The sequence below is a fragment of the uncultured Thiodictyon sp. genome (genome assembly GCA_903837595.1).
GTDB lineage: Bacteria > Pseudomonadota > Gammaproteobacteria > Chromatiales > Chromatiaceae > Thiodictyon.
This window is the reverse complement of record CAILVI010000027.1, coordinates 1-2610: the sequence shown is the minus strand read 5'-3', so window position 1 is coordinate 2610 and position 2610 is coordinate 1. Positions and strand designations below refer to the sequence as shown.

Sequence of the window (2610 nt, the reverse complement as noted above, 5' to 3'; positions counted from 1 at the left end):
TGCGGCCGATGCCACGACAATCCACCAAGCCGAGCTCCGCCATCATCACCCACATGAAAACACACCGCATCGTTAGCCACCAGTGCCGATGACTTCCAGGAGGGTGGCTGGGGTTGCCCAGGGCGGTTGTCTGGTTAGTTGATTTTCGCTGGCGGAGTTTTGAGGAGGCGCAGGGCGGCGTAGGCTTTGGCGCTGTAGTGGTGGAAGCTGGCATTGAGACTCTCGAAGGCTTCTTTGTCATGAAGCCGCAGGATGGCTCCCCTCAACAAGGCAAGCACTTGGCCTCCGCTGGCTTTCTTGCGCGGACGCGAGGCGTCTTCCTTCCACAGGCTGGTGTCACGTTTCCAGTGGTTTTTGTTCTCCACCGACCAGTGGCCGCGGATGGCTTGGGCGAGCCGGGCGGCGCTTCTTTCCTCCCGCAGGAGGTTGGTGATGAAGTAACGGGTCTCGCTTTTGAGTTCATCGCTATTGTTCTCGATCCATTCGCGCGTGATCTTGATCAACTGGCGTGCGCCGGGAAAGGAACTGATGTCCTGATCCAAATCGACCCGGCAGAGGTGGCGGCGTTCGATGCGTCCGTGTTCTTTTTCCCAGCCGCTCACCCATTCGTCGGGGATGGCGGCGAGTTTGCTCTGCGCGAGTTGGTGGAGGGTGGGCTGGTTATCCTTCAGGCCCAGCAGGTAGTCGCCGCCGTGGCTGATGATTATGAATGCCGTTTTTTTTGGGTGTTGAGGGCGTCGCCGGTCACGAGGGCACCTTGAAGTTGGTCGGCGGCGTCTTTGTCGAGGAGGCGCTGGGCCACAGGCAGTTCGCAGTCGTCTTTTTTGCCGCTGTAGGTGCGTTGGGCGAGGGGTTGGCCGGTGGAGTGGAAACAGAGCGTGACGATGCCGCCGAGCCGGCCTTTAGCTCCGATGCTTTTGCCGTCCAGGGCGAGGGATTTGGGGAGGAGTTCGCTGTTTGCCACCAGCCAGGCGTTGAGCGCGCGGGCGAGTTCAACGGGATCGACGCGGTTGACGATGTCATTGAGCGCGCCGTAGCCGGGCATGGTGAGGAGGCCCGTTTTCGGGTTGCGCCGGGTCATGCCGATGGCGCGGCGTTGGTTTTGATCAAGCGGCGCGCATTTGTGCCAGATGGCTTTGACGTCCTGGGCACCGCAGATGAGGCCGTAAACGATGAGGGTGAGCATGGCGCTGAAGGGGTGGCGGATGGCTTTGGGGTTGCGGGTATCGGTGAGGTCCAGAAGAGCGTGGCGCAGGGTGCGTAACTCGGGGCATTTCAGGGCGCAACGGGCACCGGCGGTGTCGCCATCGCCGATGGCGGACTGGTGGACGGGTGGCAGGAGTCCGGGGCGGGCGAGCAGGGCGAGGGCGTCTTTTTTCAAGGGCCGAACCCAGAGATGCTTGGGTTTTCCGGTGTCCTGATAGAAGTCGCGGCGGTGTCTCTTGAAGCCTTTGGTGAAGCCGAGAGGCAGCCAGTTGGTGGCTTTGTAGAGGGTGCCGGTGTGTTCATCGGGATCGTGGAAACTCTCGGCCAGAAGGGGTTGGAAGCCGTGCCGGGTTTCAAACTCGGCGGCGAGGGTGCGCAGGGAAAGGGCGAGGCACTGGCTGGCGAGGTTGGGGCGGCGGGCGCTGTCCATAACGTAGAAGCGGCGCAGTTGAACGATGAGTTTGAGGCGGTTGGCGCAGGTGACGGCGTCCCAGCCGATGTGATTGTCGCGCTCCTTGAGACGCTTGGCGGCCCCTCCCCAGCAGAGGACGGCAACGAGTTCATGGCAGTCCGCCTCGGTGTCGGTGCGGTAGATCCCTTGCCACAGGACATGTCCGGCAGGGCGTCCGGCCTTGAGATAGTGGCCCTGGTGGAGGGCCTGGCGGAGGTGGTCGATCTCGGCTTCCTCGGTGGCGGTGCGCAAGACGAGGTGGTCGACAACGAGGGCGGGTTTGGTCATCAGTGCTTCCATGGCACGCTGAAACTACCAAAACAGGGGCTAATGTCTAGCCTTATCTCAAATCCAAAATGATTATCGGCTATAGCGGATTTCCGAGCAATCGCCCTGGAAGCACCGGTGTTTCGGTGTTTTTCGAATTGACCCAGCGCAAGGCGTGCGGTAGTTGAAGTCGTGAGCGTTCAAGAATTGGCAATGCGGTTACCGCGGGTCGAGAAGCTGCGACTCATGGAAGCGCTGTGGGATGACCTCAGCCAAGAAGCTGCGGAGGTGGAATCGCCCACCTGGCATGAGACAGTGTTGAAAGAGACTGCCGCTCGTGTTGCCTCGGGCGAGGAGCTTGCTTTGGATTGGGATACGGCAAAGCGTCACCTTAGGAGGCTGTGAATGACCATCCGCATCCTGCCAAGCGCGGTCGCCGATCTCCGCGACGGAAGAGAATTTTACGAATCACGGGAAGTCGGATTGGGCGATTACTTCCAGGATTGCCTCTTCTCCGACATTGAGTCGTTGGTCCTCCATGCAGGTCTCCACCGCAAGGTATTCGGCTTTCATCGTCTTCTTTCTAAGCGCTTTCCTTACGCGATCTATTGCCAGATTGATGCCGGAATGGATGCAGTAGTCTATCGGATTCTTGACTGCCGTAGAGACCCCAAGAGAATTCGGGA

General features: G+C 60.2%; 4 protein-coding genes. 2 read left to right on the top strand and 2 right to left on the bottom strand.

Annotated features, from left to right (window positions below; genetic code table 11):
- Positions 1-134 precede the first annotated feature (134 nt).
- Positions 135-671 carry an ISAs1 family transposase gene (locus QZY44_RS01510; protein WP_365302991.1) on the bottom strand — a complete coding sequence of 179 codons (537 nt, stop codon included), beginning with the start codon at positions 669-671 and terminating at the stop codon, positions 135-137.
- A 32-nt stretch (positions 672-703) separates the two neighbouring features.
- Positions 704-1945 carry a transposase family protein gene (locus QZY44_RS01505; RefSeq protein ID WP_295441290.1) on the bottom strand — a complete coding sequence of 414 codons (1242 nt, stop codon included), beginning with the start codon at positions 1943-1945 and terminating at the stop codon, positions 704-706.
- Positions 1946-2116: 171 nt separating this feature from the next.
- On the opposite strand from QZY44_RS01505, the gene QZY44_RS01500 reads away from it, so the two are divergent.
- Both QZY44_RS01500 and QZY44_RS01495 read left to right on the top strand, forming a co-directional pair.
- Positions 2117-2329: an addiction module protein gene (locus QZY44_RS01500; RefSeq protein WP_295441287.1), complete on the top strand. Its 213-nt coding sequence runs from the start codon at positions 2117-2119 to the stop codon at positions 2327-2329.
- Positions 2330-2610 (top strand): type II toxin-antitoxin system RelE/ParE family toxin (locus QZY44_RS01495; protein ID WP_295441284.1); only part of this gene is annotated, 281 nt, incomplete at its 3' end.